17 protein-coding genes are annotated in these 24,402 nt (G+C 67.8%); 4 read left to right on the top strand and 13 right to left on the bottom strand.

From position 1 onward, the window contains the following. Nucleotides 1-75 precede the first annotated feature (75 nt). Entirely contained in the window at nt 76-4,293 is a 4,218-nt protein-coding gene (rpoC, locus tag E4V01_RS05085; RefSeq protein ID WP_135297602.1) for a DNA-directed RNA polymerase subunit beta', read from the top strand. Nucleotides 4,294-4,488: 195 nt separating this feature from the next. Then, nucleotides 4,489-5,121, top strand: a complete 633-nt coding sequence (locus E4V01_RS05080) for a DUF805 domain-containing protein (RefSeq protein ID WP_135297601.1) — start codon at nt 4,489-4,491, stop codon at nt 5,119-5,121. 25 nt (nt 5,122-5,146) lie between these two features. On the opposite strand, the gene E4V01_RS05075 is transcribed toward E4V01_RS05080, so the two are convergent. Together E4V01_RS05075 and E4V01_RS05070 are read right to left on the bottom strand one after the other, a co-directional pair. Next, the gene (locus tag E4V01_RS05075) at nt 5,147-6,250 is read right to left on the bottom strand and encodes a polyamine ABC transporter substrate-binding protein (RefSeq protein WP_135297600.1); all 1,104 of its coding nucleotides are present in this window, start codon (nt 6,248-6,250) and stop codon (nt 5,147-5,149) included. Next, nucleotides 6,247-6,606 (bottom strand): RidA family protein, encoded by a 360-nt coding sequence (locus E4V01_RS05070; RefSeq protein WP_135297599.1) that lies wholly within the window; start codon nt 6,604-6,606, stop codon nt 6,247-6,249. Before E4V01_RS05070 ends, E4V01_RS05075 begins: the two co-directional genes overlap by 4 nt. Nucleotides 6,607-6,854: 248 nt before the next feature. On the opposite strand from E4V01_RS05070, the gene E4V01_RS05065 reads away from it, so the two are divergent. Further along, entirely contained in the window at nt 6,855-7,121 is a 267-nt protein-coding gene (locus E4V01_RS05065) for a GlsB/YeaQ/YmgE family stress response membrane protein (protein WP_060772373.1), read from the top strand. 119 nt (nt 7,122-7,240) lie between these two features. Here the strand turns inward: E4V01_RS05065 and E4V01_RS05060 are convergent, their stop codons facing one another. The 6 genes from E4V01_RS05060 to E4V01_RS05035 form a co-directional block, all read right to left on the bottom strand. Continuing rightward, a complete protein-coding gene (locus E4V01_RS05060) occupies nt 7,241-7,465 on the bottom strand; it encodes a YgaP-like transmembrane domain (RefSeq protein WP_371688509.1) in 225 nt (74 codons plus the stop codon). A gap of 90 nt (nt 7,466-7,555) precedes the next feature. Beyond that, nucleotides 7,556-8,197, bottom strand: a complete 642-nt coding sequence (locus tag E4V01_RS05055; protein WP_060771276.1) for a glutathione S-transferase family protein — start codon at nt 8,195-8,197, stop codon at nt 7,556-7,558. 93 nt (nt 8,198-8,290) lie between these two features. After that, nucleotides 8,291-10,531 carry a TonB-dependent siderophore receptor gene (locus E4V01_RS05050; RefSeq protein ID WP_245517420.1) on the bottom strand — a complete coding sequence of 747 codons (2,241 nt, stop codon included), beginning with the start codon at nt 10,529-10,531 and terminating at the stop codon, nt 8,291-8,293. Between the two features lie 355 nt (nt 10,532-10,886). Further along, on the bottom strand, nt 10,887-13,124 hold the full coding sequence (pnp, locus tag E4V01_RS05045; protein ID WP_060771278.1) for a polyribonucleotide nucleotidyltransferase: 2,238 nt from the start codon (nt 13,122-13,124) through the stop codon (nt 10,887-10,889). 270 nt (nt 13,125-13,394) lie between these two features. Continuing rightward, entirely contained in the window at nt 13,395-13,664 is a 270-nt protein-coding gene (gene rpsO, locus E4V01_RS05040) for a 30S ribosomal protein S15 (protein WP_003597553.1), read from the bottom strand. A gap of 289 nt (nt 13,665-13,953) precedes the next feature. Beyond that, nucleotides 13,954-14,286 carry a hypothetical protein gene (locus tag E4V01_RS05035; RefSeq protein ID WP_060771279.1) on the bottom strand — a complete coding sequence of 111 codons (333 nt, stop codon included), beginning with the start codon at nt 14,284-14,286 and terminating at the stop codon, nt 13,954-13,956. A 132-nt stretch (nt 14,287-14,418) separates the two neighbouring features. On the opposite strand from E4V01_RS05035, the gene E4V01_RS05030 reads away from it, so the two are divergent. Next, the gene (locus E4V01_RS05030; protein WP_135297596.1) at nt 14,419-15,885 is read left to right on the top strand and encodes an amino acid permease; all 1,467 of its coding nucleotides are present in this window, start codon (nt 14,419-14,421) and stop codon (nt 15,883-15,885) included. 247 nt (nt 15,886-16,132) lie between these two features. Here E4V01_RS05030 and xth read toward each other — a convergent pair whose 3' ends face one another. From xth to E4V01_RS05005, 5 genes are all read right to left on the bottom strand, one after another. Next, on the bottom strand, nt 16,133-16,942 hold the full coding sequence (gene xth / locus E4V01_RS05025) for an exodeoxyribonuclease III (protein WP_060771281.1): 810 nt from the start codon (nt 16,940-16,942) through the stop codon (nt 16,133-16,135). Nucleotides 16,943-17,109: 167 nt separating this feature from the next. Then, entirely contained in the window at nt 17,110-17,556 is a 447-nt protein-coding gene (locus E4V01_RS05020) for a BLUF domain-containing protein (protein ID WP_135297595.1), read from the bottom strand. A gap of 16 nt (nt 17,557-17,572) precedes the next feature. After that, nucleotides 17,573-19,276 (bottom strand): bifunctional diguanylate cyclase/phosphodiesterase, encoded by a 1,704-nt coding sequence (locus tag E4V01_RS05015; RefSeq protein ID WP_135297594.1) that lies wholly within the window; start codon nt 19,274-19,276, stop codon nt 17,573-17,575. A 217-nt stretch (nt 19,277-19,493) separates the two neighbouring features. After that, a complete protein-coding gene (locus E4V01_RS05010) occupies nt 19,494-20,441 on the bottom strand; it encodes an outer-membrane lipoprotein carrier protein LolA (protein WP_060771283.1) in 948 nt (315 codons plus the stop codon). Nucleotides 20,442-20,622: 181 nt separating this feature from the next. Continuing rightward, entirely contained in the window at nt 20,623-24,054 is a 3,432-nt protein-coding gene (locus E4V01_RS05005) for a DNA translocase FtsK (RefSeq protein ID WP_135297627.1), read from the bottom strand. Nucleotides 24,055-24,402: the final 348 nt, after the last annotated feature.

The following is a 24,402-nucleotide window of genomic DNA, read 5'->3' as shown; positions in this document are numbered from 1 at the left end:
CGGACGAGCGCGGCGCCATGAGGATCAAGCCGTGACTGCCCAGGCGCGGGGCAGCCGGCGAGCAAGGAGCGGATCATGAACCAAGAGGTCATGAACCTTTTCAATCAGCAGGCCCAGCCGCAGAGCTTCGACCAGATCAAGATCTCGATCTCGTCGCCCGAGAAAATTCTGTCTTGGTCCTACGGTGAGATCAAGAAGCCCGAGACGATCAACTACCGTACCTTCAAGCCCGAGCGCGACGGCCTGTTCTGCGCGCGTATCTTCGGGCCGATCAAGGATTACGAGTGCTTGTGCGGCAAGTACAAGCGCATGAAGTACAAGGGCGTCATCTGCGAGAAGTGCGGCGTCGAGGTCACCCTCGCGCGCGTCCGTCGCGACCGCATGGGCCATATCGAGCTGGCGGCCCCCGTCGCCCATATCTGGTTCCTGAAGTCGCTGCCGAGCCGCATCGGCTTGCTGCTCGACATGGCGCTCAAGGATCTCGAGCGGATCCTGTACTTCGAGTCCTACGTCGTCATTGAGCCGGGCCTCACCCCCCTCAAGGAGCGTCAGCTCCTCTCGGAGGAGGAGTACCTGCGCGCGCAGGAGGAGTACGGCGAGGATTCGTTCACGGCGATGATCGGCGCCGAGGCGATCCGGCGCATCCTGATGGAACTCGACCTCGAGGGCATCGCGACGTCGCTCAAGGAGGAGATCGCAACGACGACCTCCGAGCTGAAGCCCAAGAAGCTGATGAAGCGCCTCAAGATCATCGAGGCGTTCCAGCTCTCGGGCAACAAGCCCGAGTGGATGATCCTGACGGTCGTGCCCGTCATCCCGCCGGACCTGCGCCCGCTGGTCCCGCTGGACGGCGGCCGCTTCGCCACGTCGGATCTCAACGACCTCTATCGCCGCGTCATCAACCGCAACAACCGCCTCAAGCGGCTGATCGAGCTGCGCGCGCCGGACATCATCATCCGCAACGAGAAGCGCATGCTTCAGGAAGCGGTCGATGCGCTGTTCGACAACGGCCGCCGCGGCCGCGTCATCACGGGTGCCAACAAGCGTCCGCTGAAGTCGCTCGCCGACATGCTGAAGGGCAAGCAGGGCCGCTTCCGCCAGAACCTGCTCGGCAAGCGCGTCGATTACTCCGGCCGTTCGGTCATCGTGGTCGGTCCCGAGCTGAAGCTGCACCAGTGCGGCCTGCCGAAGAAGATGGCGCTCGAGCTGTTCAAGCCGTTCATCTACGCGCGCCTCGACGCCAAGGGTTTCTCCGCCACCGTCAAGCAGGCGAAGAAGCTCGTCGAGAAGGAGAAGCCCGAGGTTTGGGATATCCTCGACGAGGTGATCCGCGAGCATCCCGTAATGCTCAACCGCGCGCCGACGCTCCACCGCCTCGGCATCCAGGCATTCGAGCCGAAGCTGATCGAGGGCAAGGCGATCCAGCTCCACCCGCTGGTCTGCGCCGCGTTCAACGCCGACTTCGACGGCGACCAGATGGCCGTGCACGTGCCCCTGAGCCTCGAGGCTCAGTTGGAGGCGCGCGTCCTGATGATGTCGACCAACAACATCCTGCACCCGGCCAACGGTCAGCCGATCATCGTGCCGAGCCAGGACATCGTGCTGGGCCTCTACTACCTCTCGATCGTCGCCGACGGCTCGGTCGGCGAGCACAAGGCCGACGACAAGCAGAACCCGATGCAGGGTGTGTTCGGCGATATCGGTCAGCTCGAGCACGCGCTCGCGGCCAAGTCCGTCTCGCTGCACTCGAAGATCAAGTGGCGCTGGCGCGGCCTCGGCCCCGATGGCGAGCCGGTCTCCCGGATCTACGACACCACGCCGGGCCGCGTGATCCTGTCCGGCGTGCTGCCGATGCACCCGAAGGTGCCCTTCGACGTCGTCAACAAGCTGATGACGAAGAAGGAAATCTCGGCGATGATCGACACCGTCTACCGCCACTGCGGTCAGAAGGAGTCGGTGATCTTCTGCGACCGCATCATGGCGCTCGGCTTCAGCCACGCGTTCAAGGCCGGCATCTCGTTCGGCAAGGACGACATGGTCGTGCCGGAGAACAAGTGGTCGATCGTCGAGGACACCCGCACGCTCGTGAAGGATTACGAGCAGCAGTACAACGACGGCCTGATCACCCAGGGCGAGAAGTACAACAAGGTCGTCGATGCCTGGGCCAAGTGCTCGGACAAGCTCGCCGCCGAGATGATGGGCCGGATCTCTGCCGTCCAGAAGGACGAGAACGGGGCCGACAAGCAGGTCAACTCGATCTACATGATGAGCCACTCGGGCGCCCGTGGCTCGCCCGCGCAGATGAAGCAGCTCGCGGCGATGCGCGGCCTCATGGCCAAGCCGTCGGGTGAGATCATCGAGACGCCGATCATCTCGAACTTCAAGGAAGGCCTCGACGTTCTCGAGTACTTCAACTCCACCCACGGCGCCCGCAAGGGCCTCGCGGACACGGCGCTGAAAACCGCGAACTCGGGCTACCTGACGCGCCGTCTGGTCGACGTGGCGCAGGACGCGGTCATCCGTGAGGTCGATTGCGGCACGACCAACGGCATCAAGATGCGCGCCATCATCGATGCCGGCCAGGTCGTCGCTCCGCTCTCCATCCGTATCCTGGGCCGCGCCACGGCCGAGGATCTGGTGGCGCAGGACGGCACCGTCATCGTCAAGACGAACGAGACGATCGAGGAGCGTCACCTGCCGGCGATCAACGCCGCCGGCATCCAGGAGGTGAAGATCCGCTCGGTGCTGGTCTGCCAGACCAAGAGCGGCGTCTGCGCCACCTGCTACGGGCGCGATCTGGCCCGCGGCACGCCCGTCAACATGGGCGAGGCCGTCGGCGTCATCGCGGCGCAGTCGATCGGCGAGCCGGGCACCCAGCTCACCATGCGCACCTTCCACATCGGCGGTGCGGCGCAGATCGCGGATTCGTCCTTCGTCGAGTCGAGCTTCGAGGGCACGATCAAGATCCGCAACCGGTCGCTGGCCAAGAACTCGGACGGCGACCTCATCGCCACCGGCCGTTCGGTCGCGGTGGTGATCGTCGGGCCGGACGGCACCGAGCGGGCGGTGCACCGCCTGCAATACGGTGCCCGTGTGCGCGTGGACGAGGGTGACACGATCAAGCGTGGCCAGCGGATCGCCGAGTGGGATCCCTACACCCGTCCGATCGTCGCCGAGGTGGACGGCATCGTCGGCTACGAGGATCTCTATGATGGCCAGTCCATCACCGAGACCACCGACGAGTCGACCGGCATCGCCAAGCGCGTCGTCATCGACTGGCGCGGTTCGTCCCGCACCTCCGACCTGAAGCCGGCCATGCTCGTGCTGGATCAGGACGGCAAGCCGGTGAAGCTGGCCCGCGGTTCGGACGCCCGCTACTACCTGCCGGTCGATGCCATCATCGGTCTCGATCCGGGTGCGAAGGTGCGGGCCGGCGACGTGCTCGCCCGTGTCTCGACGGACTCGGCCAAGACCCGCGACATCACCGGCGGTCTGCCGCGGGTGGCGGAGCTGTTCGAGGCGCGTCGTCCGAAGGATGCGGCGATCATCGCCGAGAAGTCGGGCTCGATCGCCTTCGGCCGCGACTACAAGAACAAGCGTCGCCTGACGCTGACGCCGCACGACGGCTCCGATGCCGTCGAGTACCTGATCCCGAAGGGCAAGCACATCCACTTGCAGGACGGGGACGTGGTCGAACTCGGCGACTACATCGTCGACGGCAACCCGGCGCCGCACGACATCCTAGCGATCAAGGGCGTGGAGGAGCTTGCCGCCTACCTCGTCAACGAGATCCAGGAGGTCTACCGGCTCCAGGGCGTGTCGATCAACGACAAGCACATCGAGGTGATCGTCCGGCAGATGCTGCAGAAGGTGGAAATCACCGACGGCGGCGATTCCGACATCCTCACGGGCGATCAGATCGACCGCACCGAACTGGCCGACTTCAACGAGAAGCTCCTCGCCGAGGGCAAGAAGCCGATCCAGGGCGTGCCCGTCCTGCTCGGCATCACCAAGGCGTCGCTGCAGACGAAGTCGTTCATCTCGGCGGCCTCGTTCCAGGAGACCACCCGCGTCCTCACGGAGGCGGCGGTCAACGGCAAGGTCGATACCTTGGACGGCCTGAAGGAGAACGTCATCGTCGGCTCGCTCATCCCGGCCGGCACCGGCTCGCTCGCGGCGGACATCCGCTCCATCGCGCGCCGCCGCGACAACCTGATCCTTCAGCAGCGCTCCGCCGAGAACGCGGCCAACGCCGCCGGACTCAGCGAGCTGCCCCCGGCGGCGGCCGAGTAGGGCAGGTCGGAGCACGGACTCGAAACGGAAAAAGGGCGGCCTCTCGGCCGCTCTTTTTCCGTTTCGCTCGATGGTTCGCGCTCCCCGTCTCCGAGCGGCGATCTCAATCAGAGGGCGAGACTTGACGGTTTGTGCCACCCTATGGATTCTCCCTCTCGGTCGCCGCGATGCGTGCGATCATGACGGGGGAGAGGGATGCGTGGGAGAATCCTGAAAACGCCCGGTGCAGCCACGGCGGGCATCATCTCCGGACGGGACGGCCTCCGCTACCGCTACAGCGCCTCCGATCTGCATTGGCCTGGGCGCAGCTTGGCGGCCGGAGAAGAGGTCGATTTCGAGCCGCAGGGAACCCAGGCGGGCGATGTCTTGGTGGCCGAGACGTCACCCCGCATCAGGGGCCGGCGCTTCTGGCTGACGTTCTTTCTCGCTCCCGTCGGGCGCATCTCACGGCGCCAGTACTGGCTCTATGGCGTCTTCGTGCTCGGCTTGGCGAACTTGTATCAGATCAACAGCCACAACTCGGTCGTCAACTGGTTCGTCGTCTTCGTCACCGGTTGGGCCGGCATCGCCCTCGCTGCCAAGCGCCTGCACGACCTCGATCGCTCCGGCTGGTGGGTTGCGGCGCCCGTCGTGCCGGCGGGTCTGGCCGTGATCGGCGCACGGCTGATGCTGCAGGGCAGCAGCGGGACTCTGGGTCCGACCCTCGCCATCATTGGCGGCGCGGTCGCTGCGGGTCTGTCTCTCTGGCTTCTGTTCAGCCTCCTGATCCTGACCGGCGATGCCGGCCCGAACCGGTTCGGTACGCTCCCGCCGCCACTCCCGACCTGACGGCCGGGAGCCCGGAAAGACAGGATCAGCGCCCCGTGCGCACTCTCGTCCAGGCGCGCGTCACGAAGCGCTGGGTCGAGTCGTTCCAGGCGGTGTTGACCGAGAGCCGCTGCATCGTCGTCTCGTCCGGGTAGATGCCGGGATTGTTGAGAAGCTCCGGCTTTACGAGCTTGCGCGCGGCGAGGTTGCCGTTGGCGAAGGAGACGAAGTTGGTGTTGGCCGCCGCCACTTCTGGGCGCATCATGTAGTCGATGAAGGCGTGCGCCTCGGCCGGGTGGGCGGCATCCTTCGGGATCGCGAAGGCGTCGAACCACATCAGTGCGCCTTCCTTCGGGATGAAGTACGCGATCTCGATGCCGTTCTTCGATTCCTCGGCGCGCTTCTTCGCCTGCATCACGTCGCCGGAATAGCCGACCGCGAGGCAGACATCGCCGTTGGCAAGCCCGTTGACGTATTCCGAGGAGTGGAACTTCCGCACCGCGCCGCGGACTTTGTAGAGCGCGTCGGTCACCGTGGTGATGTCGTCCCAGCGCTTCGAATCCGACTTGAAGCCGTAGAAGGGCAGGATCGAGGGAATCAGATCCTCGGGGGAATCGAGGAGCATGACTCCGCAATCCTTCAGCTTCGCGATCGAGCCGGGATTGAGCACGAGGCTCCAGCTATTGAGGGGGGCGTTGGCGCCGAGGCGCTCGCGCACGGCGGTCACGTTCACGCCGATGCCGGTGGTGCCCCACATGTAATCGACGGCGAACGTGTTGCCCGGATCATAGGCCTGAAGCCGGGTGCCGATCTCGGGCCAGGCATGTTTGAGGTTCGGGATCTTCGCCTTGTCGAGCGGCAGGAACACGCCCGCCTTGATCAGGCGCTGAAGGAAGGGGCCGGAGGGCACGACGATGTCGTAGCCGGACTTGCCGGCCAGGAGCTTCGTTTCGAGGATCTCGTTGTTGTCGTAGGTGTCGTAGACGACCTTGATCCCCGTCTCCTTGGTGAAGTCGTCGAGCACCTTCGGGTCGATGTAGTCCGACCAGTTGTAGATGTTGACGACCCGCTCCTCGGCCCGCACCCCGCCGGCCGCGCAGAGGAGGAGGGGGAGGGCGGCGAGCCCTCCCAGCAGGATCCGCCGGATCACGATTTGCCCCGGACGGCCGTGACCACGATCTCGACGAGGTATTCCGGCCCGGCGAGCCGCGCCTCGACGGTGGCGCGGGCAGGCGGGTTCCCCTTGTCGACCCAGGCGTCCCAGGCGGCGTTCATCTCGGCAAAGCCCTCGATATCGGCGAGATAGACGGTCGCCGAGAGGATGCGGGCCTTGTCGCTGCCCGTCGCCATCAGCAGCCGGTCGATCTGTTCCAGGATCTGCTGCGTCTGTGCGGTGACGCCGGTGCCGACCACGTCGGCGGCCACCTGACCCGCCAGGAACACGAGGTCGCCGTGGGCGACCGCCTGGGACATGCGCGGGCCGGTCTCGTAGCGTTCGATGGTCATGGTCGGGTCGCCGGTCTCGATTCGTGAAGGACGACCCCTTCTGCCGCCCGGAGCGGTACCCCGTAAAGGGGTTCGAGCGGCGCGCCGGAATGTCGGAGGAGGGGCCGGTCGCGCCGGCCCGGATTTTTTGGGCGGTCCCGCATTTCCCAAGGCAACCGGCGTCGTCGCTCGCGCGTTTGTCATGCGAATACGGCCAAGTCTTCCGGCCGGAGCTTCAGATCGACGACGACTTTCGGGGTTGGGACGACATGGAAATTCTCTGGACCATCATCATCGGCTTCGTAGCCGGCGTCATCGCCAAGTTCATCATGCCCGGTGACAAGGAGCCGTCCGGCTTCATCCTGACGACGATCCTCGGCATCGTTGGCGCCTTCCTCGCGACCTTCATCGGTCAGGCGATCGGCTGGTATGGGCCCAACGAAGGGGCGCGGTTCATCGGCTCGATCGTCGGCGCCTGCATCGTGCTCGCGATCTACGGCTTCATCGCCGGCCGGACCAGCAGCCGCTCGCTCTGACGAACGGACATTCGCTGACGTACGAAAAAAGGGCGCTCCGTGAGGAGCGCCCTTTTTTCGTCGGGCATCGCCCCCGGCGGTCGGTAGACGCCGGGGGAACGGGTTTTCGCTGGATCTGATCAGGCGGTGAGGTCGCGCCCGCCGCCCGCCACCGCCTTGACGGCGCAATGGCCGGTGGCCCCGCGCACGGCGAGGCCGACGCCCACCACCAGCGCGGCGAGGCTCAGGAACTTGTTCGGCCGGGGCTGAGCCGCCGCGGCGGCGATGCCGAGCCCCAGCGCGACCGAGACCGCGCGCTCGGTCATGCTCAGGTTCGGCGCGCCGGAGAAAATGTCCTCGATCATCTCGTTCACGGAAATGGCTCCTTCTCGCCGCCCCTTGCGGCTTCGCGGGGCGAACGCGGGGCGGGCGGGGCCGTTCCGCCCCGCCACGGCTCACGGCGCTTTCTGCGCGTCGGCGAGAAGCCCGTCGTCGATTTCACGCGCGCGGACGGCCGCCGCGCGGGCGAGGTGGCGCCCGGCATAGGCCTCGAAGGCGGGCCGCTTCGGGATCGTGCCGAACTGCATGCCCCAGCCGAGATGCGCGGCGACATAGAGGTCGGCGGCGCTGAACCGATCGCCCGCCACGAATTCCGCGCCGGAGACGGCGCCTTCGAGCGTGTCGAGGGCCGTCTCCAGGCTGCCGTAGCCGACCATGCCCTGCATGCGCGGGTCGTCGGGGACGCTCACCTTGAGCACCCCGTTCGTCACCGCCGCCTCGAGGGGCCCGGCGCAGAAGAACAGCCAGCGGTAATAGGGGCCGCGGTCGCGGTGGCCCGGCTCAGGGGCGAGCCCGGCCTGCGGGAAAGCGTCGGCGAGATAGGCGAGGATCGCCGGGCACTCGGTCACCACCGTCTCGCCGTGGCGCAGCGCCGGCACCTTCCCCATCGGGTTGATCGCCCGGTAGGCCGGTGCCTTCATGGAGGCGCCGTAGCCGAGGATCTCGGTGCGGTAGGGGGCGCCGACCTCTTCCAGCATCCAGCGGACGATCCGGCCGCGGGACATCGGGTTGGTGTAGAAGACGAGATCGTCGGACATGGGGGCTCCGGGGCGAGGCACCCGCATGGCGGGCGTCGCCCCGGTGTTAGGGGAGGGCGCGCGGGCGAGGAAGCCTCGGGCGCCCTCCGCTGGTCAGAACCGCGCGATGAGCTGGAAGCGCACGGTGCGGGGCGCGCCGGGCAGGATGTTGTTGTTGTTGTGCGCGGAGATGACGTAGCGCCGGTCGAAAAGATTCTCGATGTTGACCTGAGCGCGCATGCTCTCGCTGAACTCGTAGAACACGCCGGCATCGAAGCGCGAGAAGCTCGGCAGGCGCACCGTGTTGTCCGACGATGCGAAGCTGGCGTCCTGGTAGAGGTAGCCGACGCCGACGGAGAAGCGCTCGCCGATATCGAATTTATTCCACAGGCTGAAGGTGTTGAGCGGAACGCCGCCGACGAGGTTGCCGGCCCGGATCACGTCGCCGTCGTCATCGAGGTCGGCGACGATGCGCGGCTCGGTATAGGCGTAGCCGCCGGAGATCTGCCACCAATCGGTCGCGTAGCCGGTGAGGCCGATCTCGGCGCCCCTTGTGTTCGTCTTGCCCGGGCCGGCCGAGAAACCCGCCTCGGTGGATGACGGGATCGGCTGGTTGTCGCGATCGAGGTTGAACAGCGCGGCGGTGAGGATCAGGGCCGGCGTGATCTCGTATTTCACGCCGATTTCCGCGTTCTCGAACCGCTCGGGTGCGGACAGGGCGGTCGTCGGGTCCAGCACGCGGAACTGATCGCCCGCGCTCGGCAGGAAGGACACCGAATAGCTGCCGTAGAAGGCGAGATTCGGCAGCGGTTTCACCACGACGCCGACCCGTGGCGAGACGAGATTGTCGATGCGGCTGTTCGGTTGGGCAGGGAGGCCGGTCGCGGCGTCGGGACGGCGGTCGCGCGATTGGAAATCGAAGCGGTCGAAGCGTGCGCCGACGATGAACTGCAGATGCTCGTCGATCTCGATCTGGTCCTGGGCGAAGGCGGAGAACACGCCGAGCCGATAGGTGTTGTTGCGGCCCGAGGCGAGATTCCGGAGGGTTGCACCCTCGGTCGTGGTCGGCGCGAAGGGATTGACGGGGAGATTGCGGGTGCCGGTCGAATTCCAGATGAAATCGCGCCGGAAGTCGATCCCTTCCTGAAAGCCGAGTTCCAGGCCGGCCACCACGGTGTGGGCGAGGGGGCCGGTATTGAATTTGTAGGTGAAGTCGGTCTGGTTGAAGTAGTTGGTGCGGTCGGTCTGGCTGCCGTAGCCGCGCATCACGAACGAGGTCTCGTCGGCACTGACCGGACTGTTGGGGTAGGCGTTCTGATGGTACTTCGCGTAGTCGGCGATCCGCGTCTGGCTGCGCATCACGACGCCGCTCTCGAAGACGTGGTCGAGCTGCGCGTTGCCGATATGGGCATCGACGAAGCCGTTCGAGATGAAGGGCGCGCCGAACAGCGTGCTGGTGTTCTCGCGATAGCGCCAGGGGCGCCCGAACTGCGAGGGGATGCCGCGGTCGGCGATGCGGTTGTCGGAGAAGTACTCGTAGGAGAGGCGCAGCGTCGTCTGCGGCCCGAGCAGGAAGGTCATCGTCGGGTTCACGCCGTAGCGGCGGACGTCGATGAAGTCGCGGTAGGTGCCGGTATCCTCGAACACGCCGTTGAGGCGGAAGAAGGCGCTGTCGGAGACCCGGTCGCCGACATCGACCGCCATGCGCTTGTTCCAGAACTGGCCGCCCTGCACCAGCACCTCGCGGATCGGCACTCCGTCGGCTTCCTTGAGCACGCGGTTGACCACGCCGCCGCCGCCGCCGCGGCCGAAGATCATCGCGTTGGGGCCCTTCAAGACCTCGATGCGCTGGGTGTTGTAGAGGTCCCGGAAGTAGCGCGCGTCGTCGCGGATGCCGTTGACGAAGAAGTCGGCCGTCGTGCGCTGGCCGCGGATCAGGATCTCGTCGCGGTGGCCTTCGCCCTGGGCGATGGCGATGCCGGGGACGTAGCGCAGCGCCTCGCCGATGCTCTGCACATTCTGGTCGCGGATCTGCGCTTGCGTCACCACCGTGATCGCCTGCGGCGTGTCGATCAAGGGCGTGTCGGTCTTGGTGGACGAGCGCAGGCGCTTGGCGAGGTAGCCGACCTGCGAGCCCGAGCTGTCGACGACGAGGCCGCGTCCCGCCCCGGAACCGGCGACGCTGATCATATCGAGGGTGACGCCGCTGACCGAGGGAGACGCGGCGAGCGGATGGACCGCTTGAGCGGTCGGCAGGCCGGTGTTGATGTCTGTGATTTGCGCCTGAGCCGGGTGGATTAAAGCCGCAGCGATGCTTGTACAGGCAACGGAGCCAAGCAGCATCGGCCGCAGCATAGTGCGGCCCTTGCGAGCGGTTCTCATAAACTTCCCCCTTATTTTATTAGAATAGACGGGGAAGTCTTGGTCCTAATCCGGCTCAGCTTAGGGACGGTTGAATTATTCCTTATGTACCGAATTCATATGGAAATCAGGCAATTCACGATGTGCTTTTGCGCAATACGGCCCCGGCATGCCGCACCCGTTTCCGGGCGTGGCCGGGGCTCCTCCGAAGCGCTCGATGCTTGATTTTGCATCATCTTTTTCCGAAAGCCGGCCGCCGCCTTTCGGGATGATGCTCCAAGCAAAGAGCGCGGCCCCCGGAAGGGACCGCGCTCTTCAAGCGTCCGGCATGGATGGTGGGACGGACGGCTTACTCGCCCGACGATTCCCGGCGGCGCTCGCCGCGGTCGCGGCGGGGGCCGCGGTCGCCACGATCACCGCGGTCGCTGCGCTCCTCGCGCTCCGGCTCGCCGCGCTCCGCCCGCTCGGCCTTCAGCTTCTCGGTGAGGTCCTCGCCGGTCTCCTGATCGACGACCTTCATCGAGAGGCGGATCTTGCCGCGCTCGTCGGCACCGAGGAACTTCACCTTGACCTTCTGGCCCTCCTTCACGACGTCGCCGACCTTGGCGACGCGCTGGGCGGCGAGCTCCGAGATGTGGACGAGGCCGTCCTTGGCGCCGAAGAAGTTCACGAAGGCGCCGAACTCCATGATCTTGACGATCGTGCCGTCGTAGATCGTGCCGGCCTCGGGCTCGGCGACGATGGAGCGGATCCAGTTATAGGCTGCCTTGATCGCCTTGCCGTCGGAGGAGGCGATCTTGACGATGCCGGTATCCTCGATGTTGATCTTGGCGCCGGTCTTCTCGACGATCTCGCGGATGATCTTGCCGCCGGTGCCGATCACGTCACGGATCTTGTCGGTGGGGATCTGCATCGTCTCGATGCGCGGCGCGTACTCGCCGAGCTCCGGACGGGCCGCGGTCAGGGCCTTGGACATCTCGCCCAGGATGTGGGCGCGGCCGTCCTTGGCCTGGGCGAGGGCGATCTTCATGATCTCCTCGGTGATGCCGGCGATCTTGATGTCCATCTGGAGGGAGGTGATGCCCTCCTCCGAGCCGGCCACCTTGAAGTCCATGTCGCCGAGGTGATCCTCGTCGCCGAGGATGTCGGACAGCACGGCGAAACGCTCACCTTCGAGGATGAGGCCCATGGCGATGCCGGCGACCGGGCGCCGCAGGGGCACGCCCGCATCCATCAGCGACAGCGAGCCGCCGCAGACGCTCGCCATCGAGGACGAGCCGTTCGACTCGGTGATCTCGGAGACCACGCGGATCGTGTACGGGAACTCGTGGGCCGGCGGCAGAACGGGCCGGATCGCGCGCCAGGCGAGCTTGCCATGGCCGATCTCGCGGCGGCCGGGCGAACCCATGCGGCCGGTCTCGCCGACGGAGTAGGGAGGGAAGTTGTAGTGGAGCAGGAATCGCTCCTTGTAGGTCCCCTCCAGCGCGTCGATGAACTGCTCGTCCTCGCCGGTGCCGAGGGTCGCCACGACCAGCGCCTGGGTCTCGCCGCGGGTGAACAGCGACGAACCATGGGCCCGGGGCAGCACGCCGACCTCGGAGACGATCGAGCGGACCGTTTTTACGTCACGGCCGTCGATGCGGCTTCCGGTGTCGAGGATGTTCCAGCGGACCACCTTGGACTGCGCTTCCTTGAAGGCGGCCTTGACCTTCTCAGGCGCGAACTTCTGCTCGCCCTCGGCCGGGCAGAGCGCGGCCACGACCTTCGCCTTCACGGCGTCGACGGCGGCGTAGCGCTCCTGCTTGACCGTCTTCTTGTAGGCCTCGCGCAGCTCGGTCTCGGCAACGGCGAGAACGGCGGCCTCGACCTCGGCGTTCTCCGGCGCGGTGAAATCGCGCGGCTCCTTGGCGGCCTTCTCGGCCAGACGGATGATCGCCTCGATGACCGGCTGGAAGTGCTTGTGGCCGAACATCACGGCCCCGAGCATCACGTCCTCGGAGAGTTCCTTGGCCTCGGACTCGACCATCAGCACCGCGTCCTGGGTGCCGGCGACGACGAGGTCGAGGGTCGATTCGGCGACTTCCGTCACCAGCGGGTTCAGCTTGTAGCCGCCGTTGAGGTAGCCGACGCGGGCCGCGCCGATCGGGCCCATGAAGGGCACGCCCGAGAGGGTGAGGGCGGCCGAGGCCGCGACCATCGCGACGATATCGGGATCGTTCTCGAGATCGTGGGAGAGGACGGTGACGACGACCTGGGTGTCGTTGCGCCAGCCCTCGACGAAGAGCGGACGGATCGGGCGGTCGATCAGGCGGGAGACCAGCGTCTCCTTCTCGGAGGGACGGCCTTCGCGCTTGAAATAGCCGCCGGGGATGCGGCCGGCGGCGTAGGCGCGCTCCTGGTAGTTCACGGTGAGCGGCAGGAAGTCGATGCCGGCCTTGGGCTCCTTGCCCGCGACCACGGTGGCGAGCACGGTGGTCTCGCCGTAGGTGGCGACCACGGAGCCGTCCGCCTGGCGGGCGGTCTTGCCGGTCTCGAGGACGAGCTTGCGGTCGCCCCAGATCAGCTCTTCACGTTGTACGTCGAACATGTGTCTCTTGCCTTCAAACATACGGTGGGCTGAGCCCGGCGCCGCCAGAGGCAAGACGGCGAGACGCTTCGTCTGAAAAGAAGCGTCTCGCGATCCTGCCCTGGCGCCCTGCGCCTTCAAGCCGCCCGGATCGGACCGGCCGGGCCCCATGCCCGAGCGATCCTTCTTGGCTTTCCGCGCTCTCCGACGCCGAACCGGCGTCCACTTCGTGAGAAGCGCGGCTTGTGAAAACGCGGCCCCGTGGGGGACCGCGCGAAGGTTCGGCAGGCCTTAGCGGCGGATGCCGAGGCGCTCGATGAGGGTGCGGTAGCGCGCCTCTTCCTTGCGCTTCAGGTAGTCGAGCAGCGAGCGGCGCTGCGAGACCAGCTTCAGGAGGCCGCGGCGGGAGTGGTTGTCCTTGCCGTGGGTCTTGAAGTGGGCGGTCAGGTTGGTGATCCGCTCGGTGAGGATGGCGATCTGGACCTCCGGCGAGCCGGTGTCCTTGTTGCCCTTGGCGTAGTCCTTGATGAGCGCGGTCTTGCGCTCTGCCGTGATCGACATCGCAGGCCTTTCAGATGGAGGTTTGGTCGGAGGCGCCGCCCATGGGAGGGCAAGGGCACCTTTGAAAAACTCGCGGTCGGGCCGGTGCCGGGATGTCGTCCAGCACGGTCAGCCGCAAGCGGCACAAGCCCCGCCCGGTAACCGGGTCGAGGCGGCGCGGACCATACACGAAATCGCGGGATGTGCCAGTGGCGTGTGCGGCAAGTGCCCGGATGTATGACGGCAGAGGCTCAGGGTTAGCGCACAGTTGGCCTGAACTTCGCGTCGGGCCGCTGAAGGCGAAAATCGGTCATTTCCGATGGCGCGCAAATAGCTCGCGCTGTGCCTGATTGATCGCGTGATCATCCCAATCCACTTCGCGCTTCGAAGAGGGGATGAGGCGGCACTCGTTGTTATAAAAGAGCGTGCCATGCAGTCCTATGATTTCACTCTTCAAAATTGGTCGATTCCAAAGTGGCTCTAAGAGTTGAGCCGCCTTCTCCTGGCCAAGTCGCTCGAATAGATCTTCTACCAATTCCATATCTCGCCCGTCGGGGAAAATTTCTACGAATTCCTCGGCGGTGGCTTGGAAAATACTGAAGGTGGCGTTGTTTGCGCCGTCAATAATTTGGATGTTCTTCATCTTCTACTGTCCGATGAATAGGGGTGTCCCCTGGGGCGCAAGTACTTAATTCGGTTTCCAGAACGAGGCTCACGCAAAAGGCGTGAATTTCGCGTCACCATATTCGAACCTGCCCAACTGTGCGAAAAATCCATGCCCCGTTCCGCCCTCGGCGCCCGCAAGCCCATCGCCGCCCTCGTCGCCGAGGAGGCCGATCCGCGTGGGCCGACCCTGGCAAAGAACCTCTCCGCCTTCAGCCTCGTCTGCATCGGCGTCGGCGCAACGGTCGGGGCGGGGATCTTCGTGCTCACCGGCACGGCGGCGGCGAACTATGCCGGGCCGGGGCTGATGCTCTCCTTCGTGCTCGGCGCGGTCGCGAGCGGGCTGGTGGCCCTGTGCTACGCCGAACTCGCCGCGATGATCCCCGTGGCCGGCTCGACCTATTCCTACACCTACGTCACGCTCGGGGCCCTGCCGGCCTGGATCATCGGCTGGGATCTGGTTCTCGAATTCGCCATGGCGGCGGCGACCATCGCCGTCGGCTGGTCGGGCTATGCGCAGAGCCTGCTCGCCGATGCGGGCCTGAGGCTGCCGGCATGGCTGGCCGCGGGGCCGGGGGAGAGCGGGATCGTGAACGGGCCGGCGGCGCTCGTCGTGCTGGCGCTCACCGCCCTGCTGATGCGCGACAACCGGGAGGCGGCCCGCACCAATGCCGTGCTGGTGGCGCTGAAGGTTGCGATCATCCTCGCCTTCCTCGGCCTCGGCGTCGGGCATCTGCGGCCCGACCTGTGGCAGCCGCTGGTGCCGCCGAACGAGGGCCCGTTCGGCGCCTTCGGCTGGAGCGGCATCTTTCGCGGGGCGGGGGTCGTGTTCTTCGCCTATGTCGGCTTCGAGACGATCTCGACCGCCGCTGGCGAGAGCCGCAATCCGCAGCGGGACGCGCCGGTGGGGTTGATCGGTTCGCTCCTCGTCACCGCGGCGCTCTACGTGGCGGTGGCCGCCGTGCTCACCGGCCTCGTGCCCTATCGCGACCTCGACGTGGCCGACCCGATCGCGCGGGCCATGGCGGTGACGGGGCTGACCGGCTTCTCCGCGGCGATCAAGGCGGGCGCGTTGATCGGGCTCACCACCGCGGCGCTCACCGCGCTCTACGGGCAGGCGCGGATCTGCTACGCCATGGCCCGCGACCACATGCTGCCGGATCTGTTCGCACGGATCGGGGAGCGGAGCCGGACGCCGTTCGTCGCGCAAGGGGTGATCGGTCTTGCCACGGCCATGGTGGCGGCTCTGGTGCCGATCGGCATCCTTGGCGAACTCGTCAGCATCGGCACGCTGTTCGCGTTCATCCTCGTCTGCGCCAGCGTGCTGATCCTGCGCCGCACGGAACCGGAGCGGGCGCGGCCCTTCCGCGTGCCGGGCGGTGCGATCGTGCCGGTGCTCGGCATTCTCGCCTGCCTCGCCCTGATGGCGAGCCTGCCCGGCGACACTTGGCTGCGGCTGCTGGCCTGGCTCGGCCTCGGGCTGGCGATCTGGTTCGGCTACAGCCGCCGGCGCGTCGGAGCACATTCAGGTTTCGAAAGGACGGGTCCTTTCGCGGGTCCAGGGCAGCGCCCTGGTTGAAGGGAGGCCGGGGCTCAGCCCCGGCCTCCCCGCCAAAGGGATGATCCCTTTGGAAACCCCGGACTCAGTACGAGCGGTGCGAACCCGCCGCCCGTCCGCCGCCGAAGCGGCGACGCAGGTAGCCGATGGCCTTGGGCAGCAGGAAGACGATGACGATCTGGCGCAGGATCGAGCGCATGCGGTGGGACTCCATTGTGAAAGCTCAGATTGGAGACCCAATGCCTGGACGGGCTTGCGCGTTCCCGGCTCAGAGCTCCAACGTCAACGTCACCGGGACGTGATCGGACGGCTTCTCCCAGCCGCGCGCCTCGCGGAACACCGCGACCCGGCGCACGGTGCCGGCGAGGTCCGGCGAGACCCAGGCGTGGTCGAGGCGCCGGCCCTTGTTGGCCAGTTCCCAGTTCGGCGAGCGGTAGCTCCACCACGTGTAGATCTTTTCCGGCTCCGGGGTGAGGAGCCGCGCCGCGTCGATCCAGCCGGCCTCGCCCCGCAGCGTCTCGAGCGCCTCGGTCTCGACGGGGGTATGGCTCACCACGTCGAGGAGCTGCTTGTGCGACCAGACGTCGTGCTCCAGCGGCGCGACGTTGAGGTCGCCCACGAGGATCGCCGGCCCGGAGACCCGCCGCCCGCCCCAGGCCCGCAATTCGGACAGGAAGTCGAGCTTGTGCGCGAATTTCGGGTTGAGGTCGCGGTGGGGCATGTCTCCGCCCGCGGGCACGTAGAAATCGTGCAGTACGATCCCCGCCGCCGGTCCCGCCTCGGGCCCGAGCACCGCCGAGATGTGACGCGCATCGGACCGCTCGCAGAAGCGCATCACGTCGCGGGTCAGCAGCGGAAACCGCGAGATGATCGCGACGCCGTTATAGCCCTTCTGCCCGGCGAAGACGATGTTCTCGTAGCCCGATCCCTTGAACGCCTTGAGCGGGAACAGCTCGTCGGGGCACTTGGTCTCCTGCAGGCACAGCACGTCGGGCTGCGCCTCGCGCAGGAAGCGCAGCACGGACTCGATGCGCAGCCGCACCGAGTTGATGTTCCAGGTCGTGACGGTGAGGCGCACGGGGATTGCCTGAGAAGCGTGGCGTGAAGAGCCGCTTCGATAGAGCGCATTCCGACGAAGTGGAAACCGGTTCGTCGAAAGAATGCGCGTTGAAACAGGGAGTGGAGACGCCGACCTGACTCGATCGGGTCGGCGTCTCCAGCTCAACCCGCGCGTCTCGGAAACTGCTACGCCTCGGCCGCCTCCTCTTCCAGGGCGAGGCTGTGCAGGACGGCGCAGAGCCGGTCTCCCGTCATCCGCGAGAGGTCGAAGCCGCTCTCGCCGGCCACGTCGCCGTAGCGGGCGGCGTCGGCCTGCGAGGCCCCGACATACGCCATCGACCAATCGGTGAAGAGGCGCGTCTCCACCGCCTCGAAGGCGAGCAGCGAGACCTCGCCGTGGCGCTCGTCCTGCTGGATGCGCTCGAAGGTGGTCTCGACCGCGTCTTCCGGCCCCTCCAGCACCTGCGCGAAGCAGCCGGCGTTGAACATCAGCGCCCCGGTCACGTCGATGCGGGCATTGTTGGCCCGGCTCGCGGCCAGGATGCTGCGGATCGTCTCGTCCATCGCCGCGGGGGCACCGGCGACCCGGTTGCGGCTGTAGTAGACGAGGCGGCGCAGGTCTTTTGGGTTCATTCGGCGAGCTCCCGGATCAGGCGGGCGAGGCAACGGAAGAGGCGGACAACAGGGCGGCGGCCTGGGCGGCCGGCATCGGGCGTCCGGTCAGGTAGCCCTGGACCTCGGTGCAGCCCTCGGCGCGGATGGCGTCGAGTTGGTCCGCCGTCTCGACGCCTTCGGCGGTGGTGCGCATGCCGAGGCTGGCGCCGAGCCGGGCGATGGCCCGCACGATCGCCCCGCACTCGGCATTGCCCTCCATGCCGCGGACGAAGGACTGGTCGATCTTGATCTTGTCGAAGGGGAATTTCTGCAGGTAGCTCAGGGACGAGTAGCCGGTGCCGAAATCGTCCATCGAGATCTTCACACCGAGCGCGCGCAGGCCGTTCAGCACGTCGAGCACGCTGTCGGTGTTCTCGAGGAGCGCCCCTTCGGTGATCTCCAGTTCCAGCCGGGCCGGGTCGAGGCCGGTCTGGGCCAGCACGTTCACCACCGTCTCGACCAGCCGGCCGCCGCGGAACTGCACGGGGGAGAGGTTCACGGCGATCGATGCGGGTTGCGGCCAGCGCGCCGCCTCGCGGCAGGCGGTGCGCAGCACCCACTCGCCGATGCCGACGATGATGCCGATCTCCTCGGCCAACGGGATGAACAGGGCCGGCGAGACCGGTCCGCGCTCGGGGTGGTTCCAGCGCAGCAGCGCCTCGAAGCCCGTCACTTCCCCGCTCTCCAGCTGGATCTGCGGCTGGAAGGCGAGGTCGAACTGCTTGAGGGCCAGCGCCCGGCGCAGGTCGATCTCCAGGCCGCGGCGCGCCTGCATCTGCGCGTTCATCGCCGGCTCGAAGAAGCGGTAGGTGCCCCGGCCCGCGGCCTTCGCCCGGTAGAGCGCGAGGTCGGCGTGTTTCAGCAGGTCGTCGGCGTTCTGGCCGTCGGCGGGGGCGATGGCGACGCCGACGCTGACGCCGACATTGAGCATGTGGCCATCGACGATGTAGGTGCGCCCGACGAGATCGACGAGGCGGCGTGCCAGCGCCTCGGCCGCGTGCGGCTGCTCGACGCCGGCATAGGGACCGACTTGGGGACCGAGTTGGGGACCGAGTTGGGGATCGACTTGGAGGATGGCGAACTCGTCGCCGCCGAGCCGCGCGACCAGATCCCCGCTGCGGGTGGCCCGGCGCAGGCGCTCGGCGACCTTGCGCAGGAGCGCGTCGCCGACCGGATGCCCGAGGGTGTCGTTGACCGTCTTGAACCGATCGAGGTCGAGCATCAGCACCGCGAGCGGTGCCCCCGTTCGAGCCGCCTCGCTCAGCGCCGCGTCGAGGCGGTCGTGCAGGCCGACGCGGTTGCACAAGCCGGTGAGCGGCTCCTGCCGGGCCAGGGCCGCGCCGCGGAGTTGCTCGGTCACGTCCTCGAAGGTGAGGGCGAAGCCGCCGGCCGAGAGCGGCGCCAGCGCCGCCTCGACGCGGCGGTCGCTGCCGAGAGTGAGCCGCGTCCGGACGGGGCGGGCGGCGCGCACGGCCTCCAGAATGGGCTCAGCCTCCGGCTCCGCGGCGCCGAAGGGCACCAGCAGGGCGGGGAGGGGAAGGCCGACCGGTTCGGCGCAGGCGAGCAAGGCCGCCGCTCGGGCATTGGCGAAGACGATGCTGCCGCCCGCATCGAGCAGGAGCAGGGGCGCGGCCATCTCGGCAAGCGCCGCCTCGAACGGCAGGGCGATCGACGGCGACGGAGCGGTGAGGGCGGACATGCGGCCGGACAGCGTCCCATGGAGACCGCCCCACACGGACGGCTCGCCTATAGGCCCGCTTTCCTCTCAACGGATGTTTAAAGCCGAGACGCGCCTGAGCGTATCCCGGTCGTTATTCGAAGAATTTCAGCGTCCCCAAAACGAGGTGCGACAACACATTTCGGTGATGCGGAGGAGGAAGTAATCCATGTTATTGCCTTCCCTCTTCGCGCTCGACTCAGGGGTTTCGTCCCTCGATCTGCTGCTGCATCGCTTTGTCCTCGGACCGGCCGTAGTTGATGAAGAACAGCGACCCATCGACCGCCTTGCCCTTCTGCAGGTTCGAGAGCTGCACGGTGGTGAGGTAGCCCTGCGGGTCGGTGATCCGCCACTGCGACAGGGTCTTCATCTCGGCGTCGAAGAAGAGCTGGATCTTCGAGGTGCCGCCCAGCGTCGAGCGGTCCTCCAGCCCGATGCGCACGCCGCCCGGATCGTTGGTCACCTCGCTTACCGTCAGGTCGCGGGCGAGGTCGATCTTCTCCCGCAGCAGGAATTTCAGCGGCGTCTGCGAGATGAAATAGAGATCCTGGGTTCCGAGCTTGCGGTCGCGCACCGCGACCGAGGTGCCGTCGGCCACCACTTCGAGCGGGGAGGGCTGGTCGTACTCGAAGCGCAGGCGCCCGGGCTTGGCGAGCGTGAGCTTGCCGCCGATGCGCCGCCCGTCGGCACCGATCTGGATGAAGCCGCCGGTCAGGGTCTGGAAGCCGTTGAAATAGCTGTTGGCCGCCGCCACGACGGTGGCCGGGTCGGCATCCTGCAGCGCGGCGCCGAGGGTCGGCGCGCCCACCGCCGCGACCCGCGTGCCGGACGGAGCGGCCGGTGTCGCCGAAGCGGGCGCGCCGGGCTTGGCCGCGGCCTTGATGCTGCCGGTCTTCTCGGCCGGTTTCTCCGAGCTCTTCTCGGCGGCCTTGTCCGGTCCTTTGCCGGGCTTGGCCGTCGCCTTCTTGGCCGGCGCCGGAGCGGCCTCCGGCTCGGGTGCCTTGGCCGGAGGGGCCGGCGGCTCCTCCTTGCGGCCGAACAGGCCGTCGAGGAAGGAGGAGACCTGGGCGTTCGCCGGCTGCGGCTGGAGCGCCAGCGCGGCGACGAGCAGCGGACCGGCAGCGAGGGAGAGGCGTCGGCCAGTCATCGTGTGGGCATCTCCGAAAGCTTGCGGGTGCGCGGGGCACTTGCCGTCCCGGTGGGGCTCTTGCCGTCCCGGTGCGGACGCGCGCGATGGCGGCGCGTCCGGATGTCGTGTTCGCGGGTAGACCCGGCCCCTGTGGCGAATATGCGACGGGGGCCGGATTTGCGCGGTCGCGAAAAGACGCTCAGTCGTCGTCGTAGCCGCTGGACGGTGCGCTCGCGAGACCTTCGACCAGGATCTCGCGCTTGCCCGCATGGTTGGCCGGCCCGACGATCCCCTCGATCTCCATCCGCTCCATGATCGAGGCGGCGCGGTTGTAGCCGATCTGGAGACGGCGCTGGATGTAGCTCGTCGAGGCCTTGCGGTCGCGCAGGACCACGGCGATGGCCTGCTCGTAGAGTTCGCCGCCCTCGGCGCCGGCGACCGCCGCGAAGGCACCGATGTCGAAGACCGGAGCGTCGGACTCCTCGGTTTCGGCGAAGTCGTCCTTCTCGGCCTTGGCCGCGGCCCGCCCGCCCTTGGCCGGCTTCTCCGGCTGCTCGGAAGAGCCGTCGTCCGCCGTGACGGCCTCGAGGTAGGACGGCCGTCCCTGGCGCTTGAGGTGGGCGACCACGGTCTCGACTTCCGAGTCCGAGCAGAACGGCCCGTGCACGCGCGTCGTACGCCCGCCGCCGGCCATGAACAGCATGTCGCCCTGGCCCAGCAACTGCTCGGCGCCCATCTCGCCCAGGATCGTGCGGCTGTCGATCTTGCTCGTGACCTGGAAGGAGATGCGGGTCGGGAAGTTCGCCTTGATCGTGCCGGTGATGACGTCGACCGAGGGGCGCTGCGTCGCCATGATCAGGTGGATGCCGGCCGCACGCGCCATCTGGGCGAGGCGCTGGATCGCGCCCTCGATGTCCTTGCCCGCCACCATCATCAGGTCGGCCATCTCGTCGACCACGATCACGATGTAGGGCAGCGCCGAGAGGTCCATCTCCTGCTCTTCGAACACCGCCTCGCCGGTGGTGCGGTCGAAGCCGGTCTGGACCGTGCGGGTGATGGTCTCGCCCCGCTCGCGCGCCTCCTTCATCCGGGCATTGTACCCGTCGATGTTGCGCACGCTGATCTTCGACATCTTCTTGTAGCGCTCCTCCATCTCGCGCACGGCCCATTTGAGGGCGATGACCGCCTTCTTCGGGTCGATGACGACGGGGGAGAGCAGGTGCGGGATGCCGTCATAGACCGACAGTTCCAGCATCTTGGGATCGACCATGATCAGGCGGCACTCCTCCGGCTTCAGCCGGTAGAGTAGCGACAGGATCATGGTGTTGATGGCGACCGACTTGCCCGAGCCGGTGGTGCCGGCCACCAGCAGGTGCGGCATGCGGGCGAGGTCGGCGATGATCGGCTCGCCGCCGATGTTCTTGCCCAGGCACAGCGCGAGCTTGTGCTTGGTCTCGACGAAATCGACCGAGGCCAGGAGTTCGCGCAGGTACACGGTCTCGCGCACCGGGTTCGGCAGTTCGATGCCGATCACGTTGCGGCCGGGGACGACGGCGACGCGGGCGGAGATGGCGGACATCGAGCGGGCGATGTCGTCCGACAGGCCGATGACGCGGCTCGACTTGGTGCCGGGCGCCGGCTCCAGCTCATAGAGGGTGACGACGGGGCCGGGACGCACGGCAAGAATGTCGCCGCGCACGCCAAAGTCCTGCACGGTCTGCTGGAGGTTGAGCGCGTTCTGCTCCAGCTCGTCCGCATCCACCTCCTCGCCGTCGTTCAGCGGCGGCTCGGCGAGCAGTTCGAGATCGGGCAGTTCGTAGTCGGCATTGCCGACGAACGACGCCTCCAAGTGGCGGCCGGCGGGGATCAGCATCGGGCGCTCGGGCAGGATCGCCCGCGGACGGTTTTCGGGTTCGGGCTCGACGGCGGCCACCGGCTCGGCGGCTTCGGCCTCGAACGCGTCGGCGGTGTCGAGACCGGCCTCCTCCATCGTCGCGGCCGCCGGCTCTTCGGCAAGATCTTGTGCAAGATCCTGGGCAAAATCCTCGGCCGGATCTCCGCTCGGCTCGGCCTCGGCACCGGGCTTGGTGCGCAGCAGGACCGGCCGGGCCGGGATGGTGAGCGGCGCCATCGCCGTCGTCATCCCCTGGGGGGCAGGGGAGGGGGCCTGCGGGGCAGGCTGGAACGGGGCGGCGGGGGCCGGAGCCGGATAGGCCGTGAAAGGCCGCGCGGCGACGGGCGCCGGCACCACGGCGGCGCCCGGGGCCGGGGCGGGCGCCACGGCTTGCGGTGCGATGTCAAAGATGGGCTTCGGCGCGGCCTCGGCGACGGCCGAACGGGCCGGGCGGATCGCCGCGCGGGCGGCCATGGCGTTCAGCACCGGGCGGGGCGCGGCGGGCGCGACCGGCTCGGCGACCTCGACCACCGACTCGGCCGGGCCGAACCAGCCGTGCAGGGCCGACCAGTCCGGCACGTCCGACCAATCGGACGGCTCGGCGGGGACCGGCGGGATGAAGGGCGCGTAGAATCCGGCGAAAAGTGCAGCCGCCTCCGGTGCCTCCACCGGTGCGGTGAGCGGCGCGGCCGGCAGGGGCTCGGCGGCGACGGCCCCGAAGCGCATCGCGTCGAACCGGATCTCCTCGATCGACAGCGCGGGCTGCGATGCGATCTCGACCTGCGAGACGATCTCAGCCTGCGGCACGCCTTCAGCCTGCGGCACAGCCCCAGCCTGCGGCACGCCTTCAGCCTGCGGCACGCCTTCAGCCTGCGGCACAGCCCCAGCCTGCGGCACAACCCCAGCCTGCGGCACAACCCCAGCCTGCTGCACAGCCCCAGCCTGCGGCACTTGGACGACGGACTTCTGCCGACGGTCGGGGGTGCGGAAGAAGCTCACGCCGGGCGGCGGCACGAACGGGCGGCGCCAGCTCGGCACCTCCGAGGCGGCCTGTTCGGCGCGCAGCCGGGCGGCCTCGTCGCTCTCGGCACTGCGTTGCGCCGCGCGCTCGGCGGCTTCGCGCTCCGCCGCCTCGCGGGCCCGCTGCGCTTCCAGCGCCGCGGCCTCGGCGGCAGCCTGGGCGTCGAGCAGGGCCTGAGCCCGGAGCTGCGCCTCGCGCTCGGCTTCCAGCGCTTGGCGGCGGCGCTCCATCAGAACGGTGTCGGGGGTGCGGGTGAAGCGCACCGCCTCGGGCAGCGCAGCCTGCGGCATGCCGTAGGACCCATCCTGTGAGGCGGGCAGGGCGTGTGCCGCCGGGATCACGCCGGCCTCCGGCGCGATCGCCGCGGGGCGGCGCGGCGTACGCACCAGGATGCCGGGACCGGAGGCGCGGGGATCGATGCGGCTCTCGAACGGCATCTCCGGCTGAGCGCCGTAGGGCAGGGCAGGCTCAGGCATCTCGAACAGCCCCTCTTCCGTTTCGGGTGCCCATGGCTGCGAACCCCAGCCCTCCTGCGCGGCCGGCGCGCGGCCGAGCATCGCCCCCGGCGGCACCAGCCAGCTCGGCACGTTGCCCGCGTCGAACCCGTCCGCGCCCGGCTGCGGCAGCGCCGGATGCGGCAACGCGTGCGGGAGCGCCCGCGGCGGGGCCGGCGGCGCCCCGGCGATGCGCCGGGCAAGGTTGGAGCGCAGGCTCATCAGCCGATGGGCGATACCGCCGATCGACCGGTCCAGGCGGTCGCCGCCGCGGCTCGGCCGCGATGGATCACGATGGGAATGGGGAGGCCGTCCCGATGCGCGCATGATCTGTGAGATGACTCGAAACAAGGTCCGGCTCCTGCGGAGCGGTTCGAGCCCCAAGGTAGGCGGATCGTCGTTAACGAACGCTTGCCTCGACCCTGCCTCGACCCTGCCTCGACCTGGGCCCGCCCTCGTCCCGGACGCGCCCTCCCCTCTTCCGGGGCGCCCCGAACCCGCCGGTGCAAGCGTGACGCGAACCGGATATCATCGAGCGCGGTTGGCTCTTCGCGGTGATGTTTCGAGGGC

Source organism: Methylorubrum sp. Q1 (assembly GCF_004683995.1).
GTDB lineage: Bacteria > Pseudomonadota > Alphaproteobacteria > Rhizobiales > Beijerinckiaceae > Methylobacterium.
This window is presented reverse-complemented; position numbering and strand designations above follow the sequence as displayed.